This is a genomic window from Candidatus Competibacter phosphatis (assembly GCF_012939995.1).
GTDB classification, from domain to species: Bacteria; Pseudomonadota; Gammaproteobacteria; order Competibacterales; family Competibacteraceae; genus Competibacter; species Competibacter phosphatis.
Window position 1 is genome coordinate 25,923 of sequence record NZ_SPMZ01000049.1, and the last position, 22,037, is coordinate 47,959.

Sequence of the window (22,037 nt, forward strand, 5' to 3'; positions counted from 1 at the left end):
CGCCATGCGCGGCGACCGGAACGATATCGGCGGACACGGGTCGGCATGACCCATGCTTGCCGCAGCGGCTGTTTCATTCCATCAGCCGCCGGAAGAAATCGCTCATCCCACCCGCGCTCCCCGCATCCTCGGACGCATCCGGAGCCGTCTCGCGGGGCTTGGAACGTCGGGCAGCGGACTGACCGCCACAGGAGGTCGATCCGCGCGGCCCGGAACCGGCTAGAAATGGCACCGGCTGGCCACTCCGGCAACCCTGACCGACCTGCAAACCGCTGCGCGGCTCTACCCGGATTTCCTCGACTCCCGCCGGCAGCGGCGGGTCCAGCGGTTCCAGATTCAAACCAGCCATCAAATCCATCCAAACCCGCAACGCGCCGCTGGAACCGCTCAGGCCGGTGGGTTTGTTATCGTCTCGTCCCAGCCAAACCACCGTCAATCGGTTACCGCTAAAACCGGCGAACCAGCTATCGCGATAGTCGTCGGTGGTACCGGTCTTGCCGGCGATGTTCAGATCCGGCGACAGCTTGCTCTTCATGGCGCTGGCGGTACCTGCCTTTACCACCTGCTGCATGGCGTTGATCACCAGATAGACCGGCCCCGGCTCGACCATTTTCTCCACCTCCAGCGTGTAGTGCTGCAAGGACTTGCCGGTCGTGTCGGTCACTTCGCGAATGGCGCGCAGCGGCATGCGAAACCCATTGCCGGCGATGGACGCATAAACCTGCGCGACTTCAAAGGGCGATGCGTCCAGCGCGCCCAGCAACAAGGACGGATACGGCTTGAGATCGCGCTCCAACCCCAACCGCTGGAACATTTTCACCACGTTGATGACGCCCATGTCCAGACCGACCCGTACCACCGGGATGTTATAGGAACGGGCCAGCGCGTCCCGCAGCGTGACCCGGCCATGGTAACGCTTGTCGTAATTGGCCGGAGTCCAGCGCTGGCCGCCCGAGGTGTAGACCAAAGGACTATCGTTCAGCAACGACATCAGGGTATAGCGCTCGGGCTGCTCCAACGCGGTCAGATACACCACCGGCTTGACCAGCGAACCCGCTGGTCGCTTGGTATCGAACGCCCGGTTGAAGCCGACCCTTTTCGGCTCGCGATCCCCCACCATCGCCAATACCTCGCCGGTTTGGGTATCGGTCACGACGGCGGCGCCCTGTAGCGGCCGGGCCTTGCGCTGGCTTTTCTCCAGCACCGGCAAGCTATTGATCAGCGTATTCTCCGCCACCGCCTGCACTCGCGGGTCGAGCGTGGTAAACACCCGCAACCCTTCCGTCACCAGGTCCTCGGCGTTGTAATACTGTCGCAGTTGCCGCCGCACCAGATCCAGAAAGGCCGGATAGGCGGTGATGCCACTCGCCACCTTGTCCGTCACCTCCAACGGCATGTCCTTGGCCACGCCGGCATCCTCGGCGCTGATCAGGTTTTGTTCGACCATGATATCCAGTACCAGGGCACGGCGTTCCTTGGCGCGGTCCGGATGGCGGCGCGGGTCGTAGTACGAGGGTCCCTTGATCAGACCCACCAACAGGGCGATCTGATGCAGGTCCAGATCCTCCATCGGCTCGCCGAAATAGAATTGGCTGGCGAGCCCAAAACCGTGAATCGCCCGGCTACCATCCTGCCCCAGATAGATAGCGTTGCTGTAGGCTTCGAGGATGTCGTCCTTGCCGTAGCGCGCGTCGATCAAAATCGCCATGAGGATTTCGTTGATCTTGCGCGTGAAGGTTCGTTCGTTGCTCAGAAACAGATTCTTGACCAACTGTTGGGTCAGGGTGCTGCCACCCTGCACCGTCCGCCCGGCGCGCAGGTTGGCCACCATGGCGCGGAAAATACCCTTGGGATTGATGCCAGAATGCTCGAAAAACGAGCGATCCTCGACCGCCAGCAGGGTATCCACCAGGGCCGGTGGCAAATCCTTGCCCTTGAGCAGGATGCGATCTTCATAGTGCGCGGGGTAGATGCCGGCGATTTCCGGCGGATCCAAGCGCAGCAGGCCCGGCGTTTCCTGCCCGTCCAGACTAGTCAGCTCGACCAGGATATTGCCGGCGAACACCAAACGGATCTTGCGCGACGGCTCCGTGCTGTCCCAGAACGCGAACTCGCGGGTCATGACCTCAAACGTTTCCCCTCGTCGGGCAAAGCTGCCCGCGCGGTCCGGCGACGCACCGCTCCCAGGCGGCGGCACGCAGCTTGCCGGTGGCGCGGGCTTCGGTTTGCGCCGCAGCGAGCGTTTGTCGCTCGGCACCGGCGGCGGCGCTTCCGGGCAATTCACATCGCGGTAATTCAGTAGCTTGAGTTCCTGGGCGAAGGCATCGGCGCCGAGCGACATGGTTTCGAACAATTCCAACGGCCGGGCGAAAACCTTGGCGGGCATGGCCCAGCGTTTCTGGTCGAATTCGGCGCGAATGACCGCATCCAGATACAGCATGTACAGGCTTATTCCAAGCACCCCCAATAGCAGGCCGCCCAGCAATAGCGAAAAAAATAGCGACGACAAGGATCGCAGTACGTTCGGGCCGGCTCTGCCGGGCCGCCGTCCAGTCTTCGTTTTGGGTGTGCGAGAAGGTTTACCTTTAGCCATGCCTGTTCCAGTTCGGACGCGCCGCGCCTTTCAAGCCACTTAGCGCGATGTAGTATTTCTGCCTTATCCTACGGCCTCATGTTTCCGCTTTGGAGTCCGGCGCGTGCAACCCGCCAACGAAATTCTTGACCAGGCCGCCCTGATCGCGGCGCTCCTGCAACCGGACCGCTACCCACACCCGGTAACCACCGTCGAGCACCTGCAGACCCATATTTCGCATGTTCTATTGGCCGGGGACTACGCCTACAAGATCAAAAAACCCCTGAATCTGGGATTTCTGGATTTTACCAGCCTGGCCCGAAGGAAATACTACTGTGAACAGGAACTACGCCTGAACAGCCGGCTAGCGCCGGATTTGTATCTCGATTGCGTGCCGATCGGCGGTAGCGTCAGTCAACCAGTCCTTGGCGCCACCCAGGAAATCATCGAATACGCCGTCCGCATGCGCCGCTTTCCCCAGGAAGCGCTGCTGAACCGGATGCTGGCCGCCGGCCGGCTGGAAAACCGGCACATGGATGCCCTGGCCCGGCGGCTCGCGACTTTTCATCACACGATCGCGGCCGACCCCACTGCGTCGTTCGGCACCCCGGAACGAGTTCGCGGACCGATGCTGGACGATTTTACCCACGCTCGCCCGCTGCTGACCGATCCCACCGACCTCGACATCCTGGCCGCCGTGGAGCGCTGGACTCTGGCAACCACCCAGCGGCTGTGGCCACGACTGGCGGAACGCAAGGCCGGCGGCTGGATCCGCGAATGCCACGGCGACCTGCATCTTGGCAATCTAGTGCTGACCGACACCGACCAGATCACGATCTTCGATTGCATCGAATTCAACGACGATCTCCGCTGGATCGATGTCATCAACGACCTGGCCTTTCTGCTCATGGATCTGCGCTTCCACGGCGCTAGCGGCTTTACCCAGCGGCTGCTCAATACCTACTTGGAATACGGCGGCGACTTCGCGGGAGTGGCGCTGCTGTCCTATTACCAAGTCTACCGAGCCATGGTGCGCGTCAAGATCAACGCCATCCAAGCCAGCCAAGGCCATCATACCCCAGAACCGGATCGCGCTACCGCCCGCGCTCTGTGCCGCGATTATTTGCGGCTGGCGCTGGCGCTGACCCAGGAGCCGACGCCGTTTCTGTTGATCACGCATGGCGTCTCCGGTTCCGGCAAATCGCGTCGGACCGGACAATTGCTGGAAATATTCCCCGGCGCCATCCGCCTCCGCTCCGATGTGGAACGCAAGCGGCTGTTCGGCCTCGGCCCCCTGGATGACAGCAGCTCCACCCTGGGTGGGGGACTCTACACGCCGGACGCCAGCGCTCGCACCTATCAGCGCCTGTACGATCTAGCGGACGGTTTGCTCGCCGCCAGCCATCCGGTCCTGGTGGACGCCACCTTCATGAAGCGGGCGCACCGGCAACCCTTCCGCGATCTGGCGGCTCGGCATGGCGTCCCGTTCATCCTGCTCGATTGCATCGCCGATCCCGAAACCTTGCGAGCGCGGGTCGTGACCCGGCGGGCGCGCGGCGATGATGCCGCCGAGGCCGATATCGACGTGCTGGAACGGCAGCTCCGCCACGATGAGCCGCCGGCGATTGACGAAAACCCGCTGAAAACCGATGGCGACACCGATGTGGAGCGGCTGCGCGCGGCGATAGCAGCGGTGATGTAATATCGGTCTGGGTCGGCAGAGCCCGCCCGTGGGCGACAACTGTCCGAATCGCCGGTCAGCGGCTCCCGCGACCCCCAATCATTGAACGCTCTTAACCATCGAGGATAGAGGCATTATGGTGAAGTATGACGTGTACGGGATCGGCAACGCGCTGGTGGACATGGAGTATGAGATCGAAGTTGCCGACCTGGAAACGCTGGGCATCGACAAGGGCGTGATGACCTTGGTGGATGAGCAATGCCAGTTGCGGATGATGGATCATTTGGCTGCGCACCCTCACCAGCGCAGTTCGGGTGGGTCGGCGGCCAATTCGATGATCGCGGTCCGCCAGTTCGGCGGGACCAGCTTCTATTCCTGCAAGGTCGCTGAGGACGATCTCGGACATTTCTACATGAAGGACCTGCTCGATGGCGGGGTGGACACCAATCACCATACCGAGAAAGAGGCGGGCCACACCGGCCGTTGCGTGGTACTGGTCACCCCGGATAGCGATCGCACCCTCTGTACTTTCCTGGGGATCAGCGGTGAATTGTCCACCAAGGAGTTGGTTGAGGACGCCCTGCGCGACTCGGCATACTTCTACATGGAAGGCTATCTGGTCACCTCGGAAACCGCCCGCCAGGCATGCATCGCGGCCAAGCGCGTCGCCGAAGCGGCCGGAGTCAAGACCGCCATTTCCCTGTCCGACCCCAACATGGTCCGGTTTTTCAAGGCGGGATTGCTGGAGATGATCGGCTCGGGCGTGGATCTGCTATTCGCCAATGAGGACGAAGCCAAGGGCGTGGTGGGCACCGCGGACTTGGACAGCGCCATCGATTACCTGAAGACTCTCAGTCAGGAGTTTGTGATCACCCGGGGTTCCAAAGGCGCGCTGGTTTGGGATGGCCAAACGCTGATCGACATCGACCCGGTCAAAGTAAAAGCCGTGGACACGGTTGGCGCCGGGGACATGTTCGCCGGCGCTTTTCTCTATGGCCGAGGGCGGGGTTGGGACCATCGACGCGCCGGCGCCTTGGCTTCGGCGGCATCGGCCAAACTGGTGACCAGCCTGGGGCCGCGCATGTCGGCGGCGGAAACCCAGGCGGTCCTGCACGGCCTTCCATAGGGCTGTCGCCGCGTCATCGGGCGTTGGGTGAGTTCTCGAATCGCATCACTTCGGCCACGGCTCCCGCTTGACTCGGTACAGTTCCCGCGTCTTCAGCACCCGCCCCCGCAACTGCTCGGCCAAGGCGGCGCGGGTCAGGTGCTTGACCTCCCGCAGCACGGCAGGGTCGACTAGCATCCCGTCGCGCAAGGCCAGCAGTCCCCGACCGGAAATCGGTACGCCAGGCACCCCCGAATCGGCGACCAGCGGACCTCGATCCAACACGTAGCAGTAACGCTGCTCGGCAACGATCGGCATCCCGCTGACCGCTTCGCGATCCAGGCTCAGCCCGTAGCCCAGTTCTTCCAACAGGCACTTTTCGAACCGCCGCAGCGGCGGCTCCGCATCGGCCACCGCCGCCAGTTCCGCCAGCAGTGCCCGATAGGCGGCGAACAGTCCGGGCAACGAGTCCTGCCGTGGCAACAGACGCACCAACAATTCATTGACATAGAGTCCAGCCAACACCTGGCTGGGCGGCAACGGTACGGGTCGCTCCGTTGCCTCGGCCACCGTCAAGGTCGCCAAATCGCTAGTTCCACTCCAGGACAACAGCAGTGGCACGAACGGTTGCAGCACGCTTTTCAGCCGCGAGCGAGCGGATGCGGCGCCACGCGCCACCAGACCCAAGCGACCGTGCTCGTGACTGAACGCTTCCAGCAACAGGCTGGTATCGCGATAAGGACGGCGATGCAGAATGAAGGCGGGTTGCAGCAGCACACGCATGACGCGAAAGAACCCGGCGATCGACGCAGTGGTTCAAGGATTCCGCGAGTCGGCGTATCCCAAACTACGCAGCGCCCGCTCGTCGTCGGACCAGCCCTCGCGCACCTTGACCCAGGTTTGCAGGAACACCTTACGGTCGAACAGGCGTTCCATGTCTTCGCGAGCCTGGCGGCCAACCTCGCGCAGCGTCGCTCCCTTCTCGCCGATGACGATCCCCTTCTGCGTCTCGCGCTCCACCCAGACCACTGCGTGGATGCGGGCCAGTCGGCCTTCGTCGGCAAAACGCTCAATCTCGACGGTCAGGGCGTAGGGCAATTCCTCACGCAGCAGCCGGGTCAGTTTTTCACGAATCAACTCGGCCGCCAGGAAGCGCTCGCTGGCAGTGGTGATCTGCTCCGTGGGAAACAACAAGTCACCGACAGGCAACAAGCGCGCGATCACCTGTTCCAAAGCCGCCACGTTGTCGCCGTCGATCGCCGCTAGCGGCACCACTTCACTGAACGATCGTTTCGCGGCCAACTCCCGCAAGAACGGCAGCAACCGGCTCTTGTCAGGGATCCGATCCACCTTGTTGACTGCCAGCACCACCGGTCCCGTAAAATCCGTCAGCCGTTGCAGGACATCTTCATCCTCTTCGGTCCAGCGCAGCGCCTCGACCAACCATACCACCACATCCACATAGCCCAACACGCTGGCCGCCGCCCGATTCAGGTGACGATTCAAGGCCCGTTGGCCCCGACGATGCAGACCTGGGGTATCCACATAAACGATCTGGGCGTCCGGCAGGGTCTGGATGCCGAGAATGACATGCCGGGTAGTCTGCGGTTTGGGAGCGGTGATGCTGAGCTTCTGGCCAATCAGTCGGTTCAGCAGGGTGGATTTACCGACGTTGGGCCGGCCCAGCAAAGCGGCGTAACCGGCGCGGACAGTGGTCATCACATCTGCTCCAGTAGCCGGCGGGCAGCTTCCTGTTCGGCCTTGCGACGGCTGCTTCCCGCCGCGACCGCGCGCAACTCGGCGGCCGTGCACTCCACTGTAAAGCTTTGCGCGTGCGGCTCGCCGCCAATCTCCAGCACGTTATAGATCGGTAGCGGCTGCTGTCGGGCTTGCAGGCATTCCTGCAGACGGGTTTTCGGATCTTTCAAATCGCTGGCGTCGGCCAGCCGGGTTAGGCAATCCTGATAGAGGCGCAACACCAAATCGCGGCAGGCGTCCAGACCGCTATCCAGATAAACCGCGCCGAAAATCGCTTCCAGCGTGTCCGACAGAATCGATTCGCGGCGAAAGCCACCACTTTTAAGTTCGCCCAAACCCAAGCGCAACCAGTCCCCCACCCGCAGGCCGCGCGCCAGTTCCGCCAAGGTCTCACCCTTGACCAGGCTGGATCGCAACCGACTCAATTCACCCTCGCTGGCCTTGGGGTAATGTTGGAATACGTACTCGGCTACGATCAGGTTCAGCAGCGCATCGCCCAGAAATTCCAATCGCTCGTTGTTGTGCGGCGAGGCGCTACGGTGGGTCAGCGCTTCTTCCAGCAACTCGGGTTGACGGAAAGTGTAACCCAGGGCGGCGCTCAGGCGGGACAGCGGTGGGTTCACGGGTTCGGAGTCAGCGGAATGGTTTCGTTGACCTTCAACACCACAGAGAGTCCATAAAACAAATCTCGCTCGTCCTGGTAGACCAGGTCGAGTACCCGACCACCACGATCGTTGCGGATCTTCAGATCTCGGGCCGTAATATTATCGACATAACCGATATCGAAGCGCTTCTGGATGGCGTTTTTGGATGTCGGTCGTGCTCATCTGCGCCAACTGTGGTTCCTTGCGGATACTCTCGATCGTTGACTTGACCGTGAACAGCTGGATGTACATCGGCACCACCTTCATCGCGATCAACGCAACAAATGCGATCACAATGATCAGCAACAACATACCGATGACGGTTATACCACGCTGTTTCCCAACTCGTCCGCCGTTCGCCAACTGTTTCGCGCGCATCGTTCGTATCTCCCAGGTTCACCTACTTGATCCTACTGCCGATTCGGCCGCATTGACCATTAAAGGTTACACAATCCCAATTCATCCAGATGAAGAATGCCTTACCGATTAGATTTTCTTCCGGCAACGGCCCCCAAACTCGGCTGTCGCTGCTGTTGTCCCGGTTGTCGCCCATGACGAAGTAATGCCCAGCCGGCACCTGGTATTTCCAACTGACCGCGCCATCCGGCTCGCGGCGGACCTGAATCTCAGGCCAGAATCCGACCAACCCCCAACGGTTGTCGTTCAGCACCTGAATGCGATGGGTAACTGCACCCAGTCGCTCTTCGAATTGCCGGTAACCCGGCTCGCCGGGATTGTCCGGCATCGACGTCAGAGGGACCGGCTGACCGTTGATCCGCAATTGCTTGGCGTGATATTCCACCACATCACCAGGCAGGCCAACCACCCGCTTGATGTAAGCCACCGTTGGCTCGCGCGGATAACGGAACACGGCCACATCCCCTCGTTCCGGTTGGCCGTTGCCGATGATCTTGGTGTTGAGCACCGGTAACCGCAAACCATACGCAAACTTGCTGACCAGGATGAAATCGCCCTTGAGCAAGGTGGGCAGCATGGACTCCGAAGGAATGCGGAACGGCTCGACGACAAACGAGCGCAACACCAGCACCGCCAGGATGACCGGAAAAAACGATTTCGACAGATCCACATACCATGGCAGCTTCCCCGCCACCGACCGCGCCTGACCGACCGCGCCCACCATCGGAGCACGGGTTCGGCGCGGCGCCAACACCAGGGTATCCAGCAGCCAGATGCCACCGGTCAATACGGTCAGTGCCACCAGCACGGCGGCAAAATCAATGTTCATAAGCATCAAAATCCATACGACGAGACCCTGTGTCTCATGAGTTTTTGTCCACCTGCAACACGGCCAGGAACGCTTCCTGGGGGATTTCCACCTTGCCGACCTGCTTCATCCGCTTCTTGCCGGCTTTCTGCTTCTCCAGCAACTTGCGCTTGCGGCTCACGTCACCCCCGTAGCACTTGGCCAGCACGTTCTTGCGCAGCGCCTTGACGGTGGTGCGGGCGATGACCTGATTGCCGATGGCGGCCTGAATCACGACCTCGAACATCTGGCGAGGAATCAGTTCCTTCAGCTTGACCGCCAACTCGCGACCCCGATACTGAGCCTGATCGCGGTGGACGATGACCGACAGCGAGTCCACCCGTTCGCCGTTGATCAGCACATCCAGCTTCACCAGTGGCGCGACCTGGAACCGGTCGAAACTGTATTCGAACGAGGCGAAACCGCGACTGACCGATTTTAGTCGATCGAAAAAAATCCAGCACCACCTCGCTCAGCGGCAATTCGAAGCTCAGTTGCACCTGGCCGCCGGCATAATGCAAATCCCGTTGCACACCACGCTTTTCGATGCACAGCGTGATGATGGCGCCAAGATAATCCTGCGGGGTCAGTATATGGGCGACGATGATTGGTTCGCGAATTTCGGCAATTTCGTTGACTGGCGGTAGCTTAGCGGGGTTATCGATTTTCAGGATTTCGTCCCCGGTGGTCAGCACCTCGTAAATGACGGTCGGCGCGGTGGTCACCAGATCGAGATTGTATTCCCGCTCCAAGCGCTCCTGGACGATTTCCATGTGCAGCAGGCCCAGGAACCCGCAACGGAAACCAAATCCCATGGCCTGCGAGGTTTCCGGTTCGAAATGCAGCGAGGCATCGTTCAAGCGCAGTTTTTGCAGCGCCTCGCGCAGGTTGCCGAAGTCATCCGAATCGACCGGAAACAGCCCGGCAAACACCCGGGGTTGCACTCGCTGGAACCCCGGCAGTGCCGCCGCCGCCGGTCGGTCCGCTCCGGTCAAGGTATCGCCCACCGGTGCGCCGTCGATATCCTTGATGCCGGCGATGATATAGCCGACCTCGCCCGCGTTCAGGATTGGCCGCTCGCCACGCTTGGGAGTGAAAATACCGACCGATTCGACCTGGAACGTCCGGCCGGTGGACATCACCTGGATTTTCTGCTTGGGCGCGATTCGGCCATCCACAACCCGTACCAACGAAATGACGCCGACGAAGTTGTCAAACCAGGAATCGATGATCAGCGCCTTGAGCGGCCCGTCTGGATCGCCCTTTGGCGGCGGGATATGCGCGATAATCGCTTCCAGCAGATCGGCCACCGCCAGTCCGGTCTTGGCGCTGACTCGCAGTGCCTGGCTGGCGTCCAGCCCGATGATGTCACCGATCTCGCGCGTCACCCGCTCCGGGTCGGCGGCCGGCAGGTCGATCTTGTTGAGCACCGGCAGGACTTCTAGCCCCTGCTCGATGGCGGTGTAGCAGTTGGCGACACTCTGCGCCTCGACACCCTGCGCGACATCCACCACCAGCAGCGCACCCTCGCAGGCGGCCAGCGAACGCGATACCTCGTAGGAGAAATCCACATGCCCCGGCGTATCGATGATGTTGAGCTGGTAGGTTTGGCCGTCGCGGGCCGCGTAGCGCAGCGACACGCTTTGCGCCTTGATGGTGATGCCGCGCTCCCGCTCCAGATCCATCGAGTCGAGCACCTGCTCGGCCATTTCCCGCGCGCTCAGCCCGCCGCAAATCTGGATGAAGCGATCGGCCAACGTGGATTTACCGTGGTCGATGTGCGCGATGATTGAAAAATTACGAATATGATCCATGAAATTCCACTACACCCCGACGGCTGGCGCGCCATCCCGGCCAGCGAACGTTTGGGGTAGACGCGTAAAAGCCCCCGCTGCCGCTCGGGCACGGAGGCTTGCGAGTATGGTTATCGAACAGGGAAGCGATTATAGCGATATCACGGCTGGGAAAGTACACTCGTCGCCAGCACTCCGGCGCTCCGGCGCAACACCCGAGGCTGGAAACGGCTATCGTCCTGAAAATGTTTCGACAGAACCCGCACCGCCAGAAACCCCAATCCCAGGCCCAGCACGCCCGACAGCACCACTGGTTCCTCGCCCGCGCCGGCGAACGCCACTTGCCCCAACAGCGCTCCCGCCAGGAGCAAGAACAGCGGCAGCGAGTAGGCCAGCAACGCGCCTCGCAGCAGCACGCCATCGGCCAGGCCGACGCACACTTCGTCACCCACCCGCAACGGCTCTTCCGCAATCACCCGCACCCGGATCCGGCGGCCGCTCCAGAGCTTTCCCAACGCCGCCGTGCCGCAACCTTCGCTGGCGGCGCATGACCCGCAAGCCGAACGCCGTTGAATTTCGACCCAGGCATGGCCATCGCCAGCCTCCACCACCACCGCGCGTTCCTCAATCATGGTTTGGCAGCCTCGGAAGTATCGGGAACATATTGAATCGTGTCGGCGAAATGCCGCACGGTCGCCGCCGGCACTTCGCCGACCACCAGAATCTGATAGCCGTCCAGCAGTTTACCAAAGGCGTTCATCGACCCCAGTTGCGAGCTACCCTGCAGCAGCGGGGCCGGCGATCCGTCCAAGCGCTCCAGGAACACCGAAATGGTCGCCAGCCCATCGGCGAACACCATATGCTCGGTGACATGACGGCTTGGGTTTTTGATAAAACGGTTGTGCAACACCTTGACAAAACCGTCCGGCAACTGGTTCACGCGCCACGCCGATTGCGTCACCGGCTCGACGGCGGGAGACGGTTGTTCTTCGCTGGAACCCTGATTGGCCACGGGTGGGTTCGCATCTGGAGACAGCGTTGGCGATTCGAAAGCCGTCTCATCGATCTGCGGCTTGATCTGGAAATCGGTGAACATGAGCTGCTCGACCGGGTAGCCCTGCTCGTCCAGCAGGACCGAGCGCAGCAACATACCGTTGCGTCGATCCAGCCACAACCGATAACCGAACCGCCAGGTATCCCGCGGTTTGATGGCGATCATCTGCGTTTCCAGACCCGCGATCCGATCCTCGCCCAGCGTTGCAAACTCATAATGACTTTCCAACCGCCCGAGCTCGCGGGGTATGGACAGTGGAAAGCGGGAACCCCCGTAGCCATCGCCTCCGAACGTCTCGTGCTGTTTGGGCAACAGACAGGTCACGCTGTTGTTGGCCACCAGAATTTCCCGCAGTGGGCCATTCAGGGAAAACAACCGCTGCCGCTCGCCTTCAGGACCACCACCGTGAACGACCCGCATGGCCTCCACATGGGGACCCTGCACATAGACGAAAGTCCCTTCGTAATTCAAGGTTTGGGTCGCCTGAATCATTCGCTCCAGCCAGCGCTTCGCCTCTTCGGGTGCCGGTTGGGACCAGCCGGCGGACGACAGCGATCCAGCCGCGAACATCAGGGCGGCGCAGTGCAATAACTTGCGCTTCATTCGAAGAAAGTCGTCTTAGCGGCTGGGCTGCTGGTAGCCAACCATGCGCACGTAAGGCAGCATGCCGTGCATGCTGTTCAGGGAAGCATAACCGTTGTGGTTGACCAGATAGCTGCCCAGCCGGGCTTCAACCAGCTCGTTGGAAGCGTCCGTCTGCCGGACGGCGGCGGTCCGAACCGTGAAGGGCGTGAGGGTGGAAGCAGCGGTCGGGTCGCTGGCGGCCAGTTGGGTGGCGGAAGCGAGCGGGGTATCTACAGTCTGAGTCAGTTTCAGCCCGAATAGGGCAACGAGCACGACCGATGCGGCCAGCCCGAACCCCGTAACTGGTTTATACCAGGCCGGCAGCGATTTACCGACCGGCAATGGCAGGGGTTCGGCCGCGACCGCTTGGCGAATGCGCGCGGCGAAATCGAGGGCAAGCGCATCGGGCAAATGGTTTTGCATCACATCGCTGATCAGGTGATAGCGGGACCAGCAGGATTGTAAATCGCCATCCCGACATAACCGGCGCAATACGAGATCGATTTCCATGCCATCGAGCTCGTCGTCGACCATCGCCGAGAGTTGGCTCGCCGCGACATTCACATCGTCTGCGGCTTGTGCCGATAGTTGTTCAGCCGTCTTATCAGCCATGACTCTATCTCGAAACTAGCTTAGAAGTGGACGCAACTTGGTGTCGATCGATTCCCGGGCCCGGAAGATCCGGGAACGCACCGTACCGATCGGACACCCCATGGTTTGGGCAATTTCCTCATAGCTCATTCCTTCGAGTTCCCGCAAGGTGATCGCCGTGCGCAGATCCTCCGGTAAATCCTCGATTGCCCTGAACACGGTCGCCGCGATTTCATCCTTGAGCAACAACCGTTCGGGGGTCTCGTATTCTTTCAGCAGGGACTGGCCCTCGTATTGCTCGGCTTCCTGAGCATCGATGTCGGAACCGGGCGGGCGTCGGCCTTGGGCAACCAGGTAATTTTTGGCCGTGTTGATGGCGATTCGATAAAGCCAGGTGTAAAACGCACTGTCGCCCCGGAAGCCGGGCAGCGCCCGGTAGGCTTTGAGGAATGCCTCCTGGGAAACATCCAGGGCTTCGCTGGGATCGTGTACATAACGGGAAATCAGCTTGATGATCTTGTATTGGTACTTACGCACCAGTAGATCGAACGCATTTTTGTCGCCTTTCTGTACTCTTTGGACCAGATCGCGGTCCAGATGACCCTCGCCCATCCGGGCAGACCCCTTTCGAATCAATGGCAATCTCCATGCGAGCATGACGGTAGACAAAAGCCCGTCCCGTTAGTTCGCAGACCTGCCGGGATATGGTTATAGTGTGAATGTAGTAGCGGGATGAAATCGCGGGGCTGTCATTCACCCTATTGACGGCACCTTTTTCGCGCAACGATACCCCATTCATGGAGCCGCTCACAAGCCATGGCCGCTTCACCCATTTTTAGCGACATCCTCATTATCGGCGGCGGCGCCGCCGGCCTCAGTCTGGCGCTGCGACTGGCCGACACCGCCCGCATCGTCACGCTCGCCAAGGGTGAGTTGCACGAGGGCAGCACGTATTACGCGCAGGGCGGCATATCGGCGGTATTGGATGCCGGCGATTCCATCGAGTCGCATGTGCAAGATACCTTGATCGCCGGAGCGGACCTGTGCCACGCCGACACAGTCCGCTTCACCGTGGAACATGCCCGAGCGGCGATCGAATGGCTGAGCGCGCAAGGCACTCCCTTCACCCGGGAATCCAACGCCGAAGGCGGCGCGGAATATCACCTGCATCGCGAGGGCGGCCACAGCCATCGGCGGATCGTGCATGCCGCCGACGCCACCGGCCGCGCCATCCAGACCACGCTGGAACAGCGCGCCCGTCGGCATCCCAACATCACCCTCAACGAACAATGCAGCGCCATCGATCTGATTACCGGCCGCAAGCTGGGTCTGGGTGGCAACCGCTGCCTAGGCGCTTATGTGCTGAACCGGCATACCGGCCAGGTCGAAGTATGCGCCGCCCGATTCGTGGTACTGGCAACCGGCGGCGCCAGCCGGGTTTACCTCTATTCTAGCAACCCGGACGGCTCCACCGGCGACGGCATCGCCATGGCCTGGCGCGCCGGCTGCCGGGTGGCCAACATGGAGTTCATCCAGTTTCACCCCACCTGCCTGTATCATCCGCAAGCCAAGAATTTCCTGATTTCCGAGGCGGTGCGCGGCGAAGGGGGTACGCTGCTGCTACCCGATGGCAGTCGCTTCATGCAGCACTTCGACTCCAGGCTGGAACTGGCCCCGCGCGACATCGTGGCTCGGGCCATCGACCATGAAATGAAACGGCTGGGCGCGGAATGCGTGTATCTGGACATCAGCCACAAGCCAGCCGATTTCATCCGCGCGCACTTTCCCAACATTTACGCCAAGTGTCTGGAATACGGCTTCGACATGACCCGGCAACCGATCCCGGTGGTGCCGGCGGCGCACTACACCTGCGGCGGGGTCATGACCGATCGCGCCGCCCGTACCGATCTGGAGGGGTTGTACGCCATCGGCGAGGTCGCCTTCACTGGCTTGCACGGCGCCAACCGCATGGCCAGCAATTCATTGTTGGAGTGCCTGGTGTTCGCGGCGGCGGCGGCGGACGATATCCGCTCGCGCCTGGAACATGCCCCGGAACCGCCGCCGCTGCCGGACTGGGACGAAAGCCGGGTCACCGATTCCGACGAGGAAGTGGTGGTCAGCCACAACTGGGCCGAATTGCGCCAGTTCATGTGGGACTATGTGGGTATCGTCCGCACCGACAAGCGCCTGCAGCGCGCCCAGCATCGGGTGGATCTATTGTTGCGGGAAATCGGCGAGTATTACGGCAACTTCCGCATCGGCGGCAATCTGATCGAACTGCGCAATCTGGCGCAGGTCGCGGACCTGATCATTCGCTGCGCCCTGGCGCGGAGGGAAAGCCGTGGACTGCACTATACCCTCGATTACCCCAAAGCCAACGAGTCCACGCCAGGGCGGGATACGGTGCTGGTACCGGGGAATTTCGCCGGAGCCGAAGCGCCGCCGTTTTGGGAAACGTGATATTAGGGGCATTCCGACCCATCCTCGTCCCGCCGGGTACGCAACCAGACTCGCAATCGCCGCAATGTCTCGGAGTCGACGGCATCGGGCAACAGCGCCACTGATCGCCGCCAGCCGCCCTCCAAGCGGAAATTCAAAACGACGATGCCGGGTTGGGCGTAGCCGCCGGTCAGCCCGGCCGGGTGTCGAATCCCGTCGCCGGTCTCCAGGCGCCAGCGCCCATCCAGCAGTTCGACGCGGCTAATGAAACCGCCGCCGCGACGCCAGCCGTAGCGATAGCCGATCCAGGCCAGCGACAGGCCGATGCCGACAAGCAGCCCCGCCTTGGCCCACAACGGTACGCTCGCCACGATCGCGGCGACACCGGCCAAGCCATGAGCAACACCGCTGCCGATGAGCAGAATCCGCGAGGGGCGCGGCTCGATGTTCAGGGCGGCGAGGCGGTACATTCTTCCGCCATGCGCGCGTTCATATCATGAAGGATGCGGATCGCTCAGTAGAGTCCGCATGACGCCCACCACCCGCGCCGTCGTCGCATCCGCCGGAGTCTCCCGTCCAACCATGTAACTCATCAGCAGTGGGTCCTGAAGCTCCAGCAACGCCGCAAACGCCTGTTGCTCTTCCGCCGGCGCCTCCGGGTAGTGCCGCTCCAGGTAGCCCAGCGTCAGCAAGTCCAGTTCCTTCATGCCGCGCCGACAGCGCCAGCGCAATTTGCCGATTTGTTCGTCCACGATCCGCGTCTCCGGTAAAGAAAACCCCTCGCCCGCAAGCGGGTGAGGGGTTGGGGTGAAGGGAATCAGCTCCGAAACGGGAGGCGTATTACCGCCGTTCCACCATCAGCTTCTTGATTTCCGCGATCGCCTTGGCGGGATTCAAACCCTTCGGGCAAGTCTTGGTGCAGTTCATGATGGTATGACAGCGATAGAGCCGGAATGGATCTTCCAAGCTGTCCAAGCGCTCACCGGTAAACTCGTCGCGGCTGTCCACGATCCAGCGGTAGGCTTGCAGCAGGATCGAGGGGCCAAGATACCGGTCACCGTTCCACCAGTAGCTGGGGCAACTGGTCGAGCAACAGGCGCACAGAATGCACTCGTACAGACCGTCCAGCTTGGCGCGGTCTTCCTTGGATTGCAGGCGCTCCCGCTCCGGCGGCGGGGTGATCGATTGTAGCCAAGGCTTGATCGAGGCGTACTGGGCGTAAAAATGCGTCAGATCCGGCACCAGATCCTTGATCACGGGCATGTGCGGCAGAGGATAGACCTTCACGTCACCGGAAACGTCCCCGATAGCCTTAGTGCATGCCAAGGTGTTGGTGCCGTCGATATTCATCGCACAGGACCCACACACCCCTTCGCGACAGGAGCGGCGCAAAGTCAGGGTCGGGTCCATCTCGTTCTTGATCTTGAGCAACGCGTCCAGCACCATCGGACCGCAGGTCGCCATATCGACCTCGTAGGTATCCATGCGCGGATTCTCGCCGCTGTCCGGGTCCCAACGATAGATTTGGAAGCGCTTGACATTCTTGGCTCCGGCGCCGGCATAGTAGGTCTTACCCTTGCCGATGACGGAGTTGGCCGGAAGTTTGAATTGAGCCATGACATCGTCCCCTTAATAAGTACGCTTCTTGGGCGGAATATATTCCACCTCATCGGTCAGGGTGTAGGTATGTACCGGCCGATAGTCGATCGTGACTCCCCCTTTCTTATCCAACCAAGCCAGCGTGTGTTTCATCCAACCCTCGTCGTCGCGCTCCGGATAGTCCTCGCGGGCATGGGCGCCGCGGCTCTCTGGACGGTTGATCGCCGATTTGATGGATACCATGGCGCAACCCAGCAGGTTGTCCAGTTCGAGCGTTTCGACCAGATCGGAATTCCACACCAAACCGCGATCGCTCACGCCGATGTGCTCGAAGCCGGCATATACTTCTTCCAGCAGCTCAATGCCCTCGGCCATGGACTCGCCGGTACGGAACACCGCAGCGTGGTTCTGCATGGTCCGCTGCATCCGCATCCGCAAGCTGGCGGTCGGGTTTTCGCCCTTGGCATGGCGCAGACTGTCGAAACGGGCCACGATCCGATCGACGGCGTCTTGCGGCGTCCCCTTGTGTGGGCTGTTGGGCTGGATCAGTTCGGCGCAACGGTCGGCGGCGGCACGACCAAATACCACGATGTCGAGCAGCGAGTTGGAACCCAGGCGATTGGCACCATGCACCGACACGCAGGCGGCCTCGCCGATGGCCATCAGGCCGGGGATGATGTGATCAGGGTTGCCATCCTTGAGGATGACCACCTCACCGCGATAATTGGTCGGGATACCGCCCATGTTGTAATGCACGGTCGGCAGCACCGGTGCTGGCTCCTTGGTCACATCGACCCCGGCGAAAATGTGCGCGGTCTCGGCGATGCCCGGCAACCGCTCGTTGATGACGTCGGCGCCCAAGTGCTCCAAGTGCAAGTGAATGTGGTCCTTGTGCTCGCCGACGCCGCGACCTTCGCGGATTTCGATGGTCATGGAGCGGCTGACCACGTCGCGGGAAGCCAGGTCCTTGGCATTCGGCGCGTAGCGTTCCATGAAACGCTCGCCCAGCGAGTTGGTCAGGTAGCCGCCTTCGCCACGACAACCTTCGGTCATCAAGCAGCCGGAGCCGTAGATGCCGGTCGGATGGAACTGGGTGAACTCCATGTCCTGCAACGGTAGTCCGGCGCGCAGCACCATGCCGTTGCCGTCGCCGGTGCAGGTATGGGCGGAGGTCGCCGAGAAGTAGGCGCGGCCGTAGCCGCCGGTGGCCAGCACGGTCTGGTGGGCACGGAACACATGCAACGAACCATCGGATAAATCCCAGGCCACCACACCGCGACAGGCGCCTTCATCGTCCATGATCAGATCGAGCGCGAAGTACTCGATGAAGAACTCGGCATCGTGCCTGAGCGCTTGCTGGTACAGGGTATGCAGAATGGCGTGGCCGGTACGGTCGGCGGCGGCGCAGGTGCGCTGGGCGGTGCCTTCGCCGTAGTTGGTGGTCATGCCTCCGAACGGGCGTTGGTAGATCTTGCCTTCCTCGGTGCGCGAGAACGGCACGCCGTAATGTTCGAGCTCAATGACCGCCGGGACCGCCTCGCGGCACATGTATTCGATGGCGTCCTGGTCGCCGAGCCAGTCGGAACCCTTGACGGTGTCGTACATGTGCCACTGCCACAGATCCTGCCCCATGTTGCCGAGCGACGCCGACATGCCACCCTGGGCGGCCACGGTATGGCTGCGAGTGGGGAATACCTTGGTCAGGCAGGCAGTTTTCAATCCTTTCTGCGCCATGCCGAAGGTGGCGCGCAACCCGGCGCCACCGGCGCCGACCACGACCACATCGTAGCTATGATGAACGATTTTGTATGCGTTGGACATGAAACCTCAGCCTCCGGTGATGGGCATCAGGCCAGTGCGACTTTGAGCACGGCGACGACGGCGATGATACCCAGCAGGAACAATACGAATTGCGTGACCAGCAGCGCGGTGTATTTGGCCCACTCCGGCTGGACATAATCCTCGTAGATGACCTGCATGCCCAAATTGGCGTGGTAGAACGCCGTGAGGACCAAGGCAATCATCAGACCAGCGTTGATGGGGTTGCTCAACCAGTGTTGAAACCCTTCATAATCGGCGTGGGACACCGACAGCAGGGAAAAGGCAAACCACAATACCAGCGGCACCAGAGCGACGGAGGTGACGCGCTGCAACCACCAGTGATGGGTGCCGTCTTTGGCGGTGCCCAGACCGCGAGCGTGGGCAAGCGGAGTACGAATGCTCATGATATTTCTCCTCTAGGGCGCGGCGATCAACCAGCACAGAAAGGTCAGGATGATGGAGGACCATATGACCCACCAACCGGATTTGGTGGCGTCTTCCATCTCGAAACCGTAGCCAGCGTCCCAGAACAGATGGCGGATACCGTTAGCCATGTGATAGAACAACGCCCAGGTCCACAGGAACAGCAACAGTTGACCCAGCATCGATCCCAGTATGGCTTGAGCGTGCTCGTAAGCCTCGGGACCGATCGCGGCGGCGGCCAGCCAGTACACTAGCAGCAGGGTGCCCACCACCAACGACGCACCGGTGGCGCGGTGGGTGATGGACAAAATTGAAGTCATTTGTGGTTTGTAGTAAGGGCCGATCATGAACGGCGATAATGGCCGTTTGTTGGCTGACATTACAGTTCTCCTCGTTAACGTGCGGTTAACAATCGTGGCGCGGTAAAAATGACTTTATATTGTGCGGCGCAATAAACAACAACCAAATCCAGGCCGGGGTTCCAGAGACATGGCGAGAAATTCGCGGGCGGAGCGCACGATCGGGCGACACGGACGCGGTGCGCCCGCTGAAACGGAGTTGGTTAGAAGTCGATGCAGCGCCCGGCTTTTTCCCAATCGCCATAGCGCGTGGGTTCGAGGCCTTTGGGGCCACCGTATTCCTTGGGTTTTTCGGACTTTCCAGCATCCTGCGATCGATCGGAAATTACGGCTGGCTGCGGGGGCAGCGTCGTCTGCTCATCGTTCTTGTTCATGACAGCTCGCTATGGGTTAAGGGATGGCTTGCGGTCGACCATCCTAGCCCCACCCGCCAACGGCATCCCTGGCAATTCCAGGAATTGTGCTCTTGCGGCAACGGGGTCGTTTTTAGTCTATATTTCGTCGGGTTATTATGCCAGCCACAACCCTGGAACGCAACGAGCCGGCGACGTGCCGGTAGCCGTGACCCGCGAATTATGTTTTAATTAACTATTTAATAACATTAGGATTCCATTGAATGAACGTCGAGTGGAGCGCTTTTCTACAACAGGCTGGCGCCGTGCTGACGGCGGATCGGGTATCGCACTTCGACCGACCGGAATCCGAATTGCGCGCAGCGCTGGACGACAATCTCCGTTGCGATCTGTCGCACTGGGGATTGATCGCCGCCGCCGACTCCGACAACGAGAGTTTTCTGCAAGGGCAACTCACCTGCGATGTTCGACAAGTCACGTTGGAGCGTAGCCTGATCGGCGCATATTGCAGCCCCAAGGGCCGGGCGCTGGCCAGCTTTCGGTTGTTCCGGCGCGGCGGGGATCTTTATCTGGAACTGCCCAAGGAATTGTTGGAATCCACTTTGGCGCGTTTGCGTAGGTATCTGCTGCGAGCCAAGGCCACGCTGACGGATGCCAGCGACACGCAGGTTGGAATCGGCGTCGCCGGACCGAACGCCGCTGTCCGGCTCACTGAGATTCTGGGTAAGGTACCGACGGCCGTAAATGAAGTCGTTCAAACCGGTGCTTCGGAATCGACGGGCATCACCCTGATCCGCTTGCCCGGTCCAATCTCCCGTTTCGAACTGCATGGAGCGATCCAGGAAATGCAAGCCGTGTGGGAGGCACTGGGCAGCGAATTCGTATCGGTTGGGGCAGAACCGTGGCGCTTATTGGATATTCTAGCCGGTATTCCAACGGTCTACCCGGAAACCGTGGAAGCGTTCGTGCCGCAGATGCTCAACCTGCAATTGCTGGCGGGAATCAGCTTTCAGAAGGGCTGCTACACCGGGCAGGAAGTGGTCGCGCGCACTCACTACCTGGGCAAGCTGAAACGACGGATGTATCTGGCGCGGGTGGATAGCCCGAACCCACCCCGACCTGGCGATCCCTTGTTCTCGCCCCAGACCGATGTCAGCCAGAGCGCCGGCCGACTGGTCGATGCCGCCAGACACCCGGACGGAGGCTATGCGGTCCTAGCGGCGGCGCTGATCGAATGCGCCGAGCATGGCGTGCTGCAATTGGGCGATGCCAGTGGACCGGCCCTACAACTACAACCCTTGCCTTATGGTTTTGAGGCAACGGCTTAGGGTTGCACCGTGTAACTGCGGTATTCAGTCGCAGCTACACGGCGGGTTTAAAACGGGAATACTCCTCACTGAAAGCATCCGGTTCGCTGCGGTCGTGACGCCACCACACCAAGAATGGTCGCCATGAGCAGCACCAACAACGCCAGCCGCCACTCGTCAAGGGTCGGGATGGGCGCTCCGTCTGCCCCGACCGCAAAACCCACACCGCCAGGATCGACGATACTGCCATTTTGTTGCAGGTCGCTGTCGCCAGCGCCGCCGTCGGTCAGTACAACCGTGAGTGTGCTGCCGTTGACCGCCGCCGGCAGTGCGTACCAGTGGGCTGGCTGGCCGGTGGTGGGGCCGAATTTCCAATAGCTGGCGGCGCTAGCCGGCAGCGCGGCCGGGTAGGTCAGCGACAGCGAGATCGAGTTCCCGCAGCCGGTCGCCGTGAACTGGAACAGGTCGTAGGGAATTTGGATTCCCGCTGGCGGCGCGACCCCGATACTGGCAACTGGAACGAAGGCCGAGTTGACAAATTGGCAAGTCGGCGGTACGCCACTGGGGAGGCAAGCGGTGGCCTGTCCGCCGCTCGTCAACGCTCCGGTGAAGCAGATCGGTGGGGACGCGATTGGAGCAACCACGAAGAA

Annotated in this window: 24 protein-coding genes and 1 pseudogene; 4 read left to right on the plus strand and 21 right to left on the minus strand. The window is 61.2% G+C overall.

The genetic code is table 11. The annotated features are described in order from the left end of the window. Positions 1-73 precede the first annotated feature (73 nt). Entirely contained in the window at positions 74-2,509 is a 2,436-nt protein-coding gene (gene mrcB, locus E4P82_RS15300) for a penicillin-binding protein 1B (RefSeq protein WP_169249693.1), read from the minus strand. A gap of 187 nt (positions 2,510-2,696) precedes the next feature. On the opposite strand from mrcB, the gene E4P82_RS15305 reads away from it, so the two are divergent. Next, positions 2,697-4,274, plus strand: a complete 1,578-nt coding sequence (locus E4P82_RS15305; protein WP_169249694.1) for a bifunctional aminoglycoside phosphotransferase/ATP-binding protein — start codon at positions 2,697-2,699, stop codon at positions 4,272-4,274. Between the two features lie 115 nt (positions 4,275-4,389). Next, on the plus strand, positions 4,390-5,379 hold the full coding sequence (locus tag E4P82_RS15310; protein WP_169249695.1) for an adenosine kinase: 990 nt from the start codon (positions 4,390-4,392) through the stop codon (positions 5,377-5,379). 45 nt (positions 5,380-5,424) lie between these two features. On the opposite strand, the gene recO is transcribed toward E4P82_RS15310, so the two are convergent. The 12 genes and pseudogenes from recO to rpoE all read right to left on the minus strand — a co-directional run bounded on the left by recO (position 5,425) and on the right by rpoE (position 13,698). Then, positions 5,425-6,141 carry a DNA repair protein RecO gene (gene recO / locus E4P82_RS15315; protein ID WP_169249696.1) on the minus strand — a complete coding sequence of 239 codons (717 nt, stop codon included), beginning with the start codon at positions 6,139-6,141 and terminating at the stop codon, positions 5,425-5,427. A 33-nt stretch (positions 6,142-6,174) separates the two neighbouring features. Continuing rightward, complete coding sequence (era, locus tag E4P82_RS15320) at positions 6,175-7,077, minus strand: GTPase Era (RefSeq protein WP_169249697.1); 903 nt, start codon at positions 7,075-7,077, stop codon at positions 6,175-6,177. Next, positions 7,077-7,739: a ribonuclease III gene (gene rnc, locus E4P82_RS15325; protein WP_169249698.1), complete on the minus strand. Its 663-nt coding sequence runs from the start codon at positions 7,737-7,739 to the stop codon at positions 7,077-7,079. Before rnc ends, era begins: the two co-directional genes overlap by 1 nt. Further along, positions 7,736-7,915 carry a DUF4845 domain-containing protein gene (locus tag E4P82_RS23750; RefSeq protein ID WP_169249718.1) on the minus strand — a complete coding sequence of 60 codons (180 nt, stop codon included), beginning with the start codon at positions 7,913-7,915 and terminating at the stop codon, positions 7,736-7,738. The genes rnc and E4P82_RS23750 overlap by 4 nt, the downstream gene beginning before the upstream one ends. After that, the gene (locus tag E4P82_RS15335; RefSeq protein ID WP_169249699.1) at positions 7,881-8,138 is read right to left on the minus strand and encodes a DUF4845 domain-containing protein; all 258 of its coding nucleotides are present in this window, start codon (positions 8,136-8,138) and stop codon (positions 7,881-7,883) included. Before E4P82_RS15335 ends, E4P82_RS23750 begins: the two co-directional genes overlap by 35 nt. Before the next feature lie 22 nt (positions 8,139-8,160). After that, positions 8,161-9,006, minus strand: coding sequence for a signal peptidase I (gene lepB, locus E4P82_RS15340; protein WP_169249700.1), 846 nt, complete (start codon positions 9,004-9,006; stop codon positions 8,161-8,163). Positions 9,007-9,040: 34 nt separating this feature from the next. Beyond that, positions 9,041-9,397 (minus strand): hypothetical protein, encoded by a 357-nt coding sequence (locus E4P82_RS22285; protein WP_312915288.1) that lies wholly within the window; start codon positions 9,395-9,397, stop codon positions 9,041-9,043. Positions 9,398-9,470: 73 nt separating this feature from the next. Next, a pseudogene (gene lepA, locus E4P82_RS15345) lies at positions 9,471-10,838 on the minus strand (translation elongation factor 4); the annotation flags it as partial. A gap of 140 nt (positions 10,839-10,978) precedes the next feature. Then, the gene (locus E4P82_RS15350) at positions 10,979-11,449 is read right to left on the minus strand and encodes a SoxR reducing system RseC family protein (RefSeq protein WP_169249701.1); all 471 of its coding nucleotides are present in this window, start codon (positions 11,447-11,449) and stop codon (positions 10,979-10,981) included. After that, positions 11,446-12,474: a MucB/RseB C-terminal domain-containing protein gene (locus E4P82_RS15355; RefSeq protein WP_169249702.1), complete on the minus strand. Its 1,029-nt coding sequence runs from the start codon at positions 12,472-12,474 to the stop codon at positions 11,446-11,448. Before E4P82_RS15355 ends, E4P82_RS15350 begins: the two co-directional genes overlap by 4 nt. A 15-nt stretch (positions 12,475-12,489) precedes the next feature. After that, entirely contained in the window at positions 12,490-13,107 is a 618-nt protein-coding gene (locus E4P82_RS15360; protein WP_169249703.1) for a sigma-E factor negative regulatory protein, read from the minus strand. A gap of 15 nt (positions 13,108-13,122) precedes the next feature. Continuing rightward, the gene (gene rpoE / locus E4P82_RS15365) at positions 13,123-13,698 is read right to left on the minus strand and encodes an RNA polymerase sigma factor RpoE (RefSeq protein WP_169249704.1); all 576 of its coding nucleotides are present in this window, start codon (positions 13,696-13,698) and stop codon (positions 13,123-13,125) included. A gap of 204 nt (positions 13,699-13,902) precedes the next feature. Here rpoE and nadB point away from each other — a divergent pair, with 204 nt between their 5' ends. After that, a complete protein-coding gene (gene nadB, locus E4P82_RS15370; RefSeq protein ID WP_169249705.1) occupies positions 13,903-15,546 on the plus strand; it encodes an L-aspartate oxidase in 1,644 nt (547 codons plus the stop codon). 2 nt (positions 15,547-15,548) lie between these two features. Here the strand turns inward: nadB and E4P82_RS15375 are convergent, their stop codons facing one another. The 7 genes from E4P82_RS15375 to E4P82_RS15405 all read right to left on the minus strand — a co-directional run bounded on the left by E4P82_RS15375 (position 15,549) and on the right by E4P82_RS15405 (position 20,101). After that, on the minus strand, positions 15,549-15,995 hold the full coding sequence (locus tag E4P82_RS15375) for a protein YgfX (protein WP_169249706.1): 447 nt from the start codon (positions 15,993-15,995) through the stop codon (positions 15,549-15,551). Positions 15,996-16,019: 24 nt separating this feature from the next. After that, a complete protein-coding gene (locus tag E4P82_RS15380; RefSeq protein ID WP_169249707.1) occupies positions 16,020-16,277 on the minus strand; it encodes an FAD assembly factor SdhE in 258 nt (85 codons plus the stop codon). A gap of 88 nt (positions 16,278-16,365) precedes the next feature. Continuing rightward, positions 16,366-17,142 carry a succinate dehydrogenase iron-sulfur subunit gene (locus E4P82_RS15385; protein ID WP_169249708.1) on the minus strand — a complete coding sequence of 259 codons (777 nt, stop codon included), beginning with the start codon at positions 17,140-17,142 and terminating at the stop codon, positions 16,366-16,368. Positions 17,143-17,154: 12 nt separating this feature from the next. Then, positions 17,155-18,945 (minus strand): succinate dehydrogenase flavoprotein subunit, encoded by a 1,791-nt coding sequence (gene sdhA / locus E4P82_RS15390; RefSeq protein WP_169249709.1) that lies wholly within the window; start codon positions 18,943-18,945, stop codon positions 17,155-17,157. A 26-nt stretch (positions 18,946-18,971) separates the two neighbouring features. Beyond that, positions 18,972-19,349 (minus strand): succinate dehydrogenase, hydrophobic membrane anchor protein, encoded by a 378-nt coding sequence (sdhD, locus tag E4P82_RS15395; RefSeq protein WP_169249710.1) that lies wholly within the window; start codon positions 19,347-19,349, stop codon positions 18,972-18,974. Positions 19,350-19,361: 12 nt separating this feature from the next. Beyond that, entirely contained in the window at positions 19,362-19,748 is a 387-nt protein-coding gene (sdhC, locus tag E4P82_RS15400; protein WP_169249711.1) for a succinate dehydrogenase, cytochrome b556 subunit, read from the minus strand. A 182-nt stretch (positions 19,749-19,930) separates the two neighbouring features. Then, positions 19,931-20,101 carry a DUF1674 domain-containing protein gene (locus E4P82_RS15405; protein WP_169249712.1) on the minus strand — a complete coding sequence of 57 codons (171 nt, stop codon included), beginning with the start codon at positions 20,099-20,101 and terminating at the stop codon, positions 19,931-19,933. Positions 20,102-20,343: 242 nt separating this feature from the next. Here E4P82_RS15405 and ygfZ point away from each other — a divergent pair, with 242 nt between their 5' ends. Continuing rightward, entirely contained in the window at positions 20,344-21,408 is a 1,065-nt protein-coding gene (ygfZ, locus tag E4P82_RS15410) for a CAF17-like 4Fe-4S cluster assembly/insertion protein YgfZ (protein ID WP_169249713.1), read from the plus strand. Positions 21,409-21,473: 65 nt separating this feature from the next. On the opposite strand, the gene E4P82_RS15415 is transcribed toward ygfZ, so the two are convergent. Then, positions 21,474-22,037 (minus strand): IPTL-CTERM sorting domain-containing protein (locus E4P82_RS15415; RefSeq protein WP_169249714.1); only part of this gene is annotated, 564 nt, incomplete at its 5' end.

Coding starts and splice junctions, on each gene's coding strand:
- E4P82_RS15310 (WP_169249695.1), top strand. CDS start 4,390: ATGGTGAAGTATGACGTGTACGGGATCGGCAACGCGCTGGTGGACATG.
- recO (WP_169249696.1), bottom strand. CDS start 6,141: ATGCGTGTGCTGCTGCAACCCGCCTTCATTCTGCATCGCCGTCCTTAT.
- era (WP_169249697.1), bottom strand. CDS start 7,077: ATGACCACTGTCCGCGCCGGTTACGCCGCTTTGCTGGGCCGGCCCAAC.
- E4P82_RS15335 (WP_169249699.1), bottom strand. CDS start 8,138: ATGCGCGCGAAACAGTTGGCGAACGGCGGACGAGTTGGGAAACAGCGT.
- lepB (WP_169249700.1), bottom strand. CDS start 9,006: ATGAACATTGATTTTGCCGCCGTGCTGGTGGCACTGACCGTATTGACC.
- E4P82_RS15350 (WP_169249701.1), bottom strand. CDS start 11,449: ATGATTGAGGAACGCGCGGTGGTGGTGGAGGCTGGCGATGGCCATGCC.
- E4P82_RS15355 (WP_169249702.1), bottom strand. CDS start 12,474: ATGAAGCGCAAGTTATTGCACTGCGCCGCCCTGATGTTCGCGGCTGGA.
- E4P82_RS15360 (WP_169249703.1), bottom strand. CDS start 13,107: ATGGCTGATAAGACGGCTGAACAACTATCGGCACAAGCCGCAGACGAT.
- rpoE (WP_169249704.1), bottom strand. CDS start 13,698: ATGGGCGAGGGTCATCTGGACCGCGATCTGGTCCAAAGAGTACAGAAA.
- nadB (WP_169249705.1), top strand. CDS start 13,903: ATGGCCGCTTCACCCATTTTTAGCGACATCCTCATTATCGGCGGCGGC.
- E4P82_RS15375 (WP_169249706.1), bottom strand. CDS start 15,995: ATGTACCGCCTCGCCGCCCTGAACATCGAGCCGCGCCCCTCGCGGATT.
- E4P82_RS15385 (WP_169249708.1), bottom strand. CDS start 17,142: ATGGCTCAATTCAAACTTCCGGCCAACTCCGTCATCGGCAAGGGTAAG.
- sdhA (WP_169249709.1), bottom strand. CDS start 18,945: ATGTCCAACGCATACAAAATCGTTCATCATAGCTACGATGTGGTCGTG.
- sdhD (WP_169249710.1), bottom strand. CDS start 19,349: ATGAGCATTCGTACTCCGCTTGCCCACGCTCGCGGTCTGGGCACCGCC.
- sdhC (WP_169249711.1), bottom strand. CDS start 19,748: ATGTCAGCCAACAAACGGCCATTATCGCCGTTCATGATCGGCCCTTAC.
- E4P82_RS15405 (WP_169249712.1), bottom strand. CDS start 20,101: ATGAACAAGAACGATGAGCAGACGACGCTGCCCCCGCAGCCAGCCGTA.
- ygfZ (WP_169249713.1), top strand. CDS start 20,344: ATGAACGTCGAGTGGAGCGCTTTTCTACAACAGGCTGGCGCCGTGCTG.